Origin of the sequence: Pseudomonas sp. HMWF021, assembly GCF_003061005.1 — a bacterium.
Classification (GTDB): domain Bacteria; phylum Pseudomonadota; class Gammaproteobacteria; order Pseudomonadales; family Pseudomonadaceae; genus Aquipseudomonas.
In genome coordinates, this window is the sequence record NZ_QAIK01000122.1 from 43,027 (window position 1) to 44,063 (window position 1,037).

Below are 1,037 nucleotides of genomic sequence, written 5' to 3' on the forward strand. Positions count from 1 at the left end.
CGAACGGCGCGCGCAGTTCGTAGCGATTGCCGCCAGTGGCGACCACACTGCCGCTGAGCACGCTGATTTTCTGCCGGGCGTTGTTCATGGCGATTTCCGCTTCTTCCAGCGCCTGCTTCGCCTGGAGGAAATCCTGCTCGGCGGAGATCTTGTCCTGCCAGAGCTTTTTCTCGCGTTCGTAGGTGGTCCGCGCCAAGGCCAGACGCCGGTGTGCGGCGGCCTGCTCACTGCGCTGATCGGAGATCTGCTGACTGGCGATCACTGCCAGCAATTGGCCCTTTTTCACCGACTGCCCGAGGTTGACCGCCACCGACTCGACCACCCCCGGCACGCGCGGCACGACATGCGCCGTGCGATCCTCGTCGAAGCGCACTTCGCCGGGGAACGACAGACCTAGGCTGATGCTCTGCGCCCGCGCCTCGGCCAGTTGAATGCCTGCGGCGGCGATCTGCTCGGCGCTCAATTCGATGTGGCCTTCTTCGGCATGTTCGCCTTCGGCGGCAGCGCCTTCCTCGGCGTGATCCGCGTGTTCGGAAGCCACATCGGCATGCGCATCGATATTGCTCGCGACCGGCCACATCGAACCGATGCCAATGCCCAGCGCCAGGGTCGCCACCGCGACCACCATCAGTTTTTTATCCATGGAAACTCCTCTGCGCCGTGCCATCGCGCAGTTGTCTGAACAGTGAAATTCAAGGGCTGACGCTGAGGTCGCCGAAGATCCGCTCCAGGCGCACGCGGGCATCGGTCGCCTCGCTGACGGCCTGGATGTACTGGCTGCGCGCGGCGATCAGGGTGCGCTGGGCATCGAGCACGTCGAGGAAGCCGAACTTGCCCATTTCGAAACCGCGGGTGGCGCTGTCCACGGCGCTTTGTGCGGCGGGCAGGATGGTCTGGTTGAACGCGTTGACTTCGCCGTTGGCGGTCTGCCATTGCTCGAGGCTGGTCTGGACTTCGGTGCGCAAACGCAGCTCGGTGGCGTTGCGAAGATCCCGCGCCTGATCGCTGCGCCGTGCAGCGGCGAGCACGTTGCCCTG

Annotated in this window: 2 protein-coding genes; both read right to left on the reverse strand. The window is 64.7% G+C overall.

Translation table 11 applies throughout. From position 1 onward, the window contains the following. On the reverse strand, window positions 1-643 hold a 643-nt coding region (locus DBR18_RS29345), incomplete at its 3' end, for an efflux RND transporter periplasmic adaptor subunit (protein WP_256588759.1). A 49-nt stretch (window positions 644-692) separates the two neighbouring features. Beyond that, on the reverse strand, window positions 693-1,037 hold a 345-nt coding region (locus tag DBR18_RS29350), incomplete at its 5' end, for a TolC family protein (protein ID WP_256588760.1).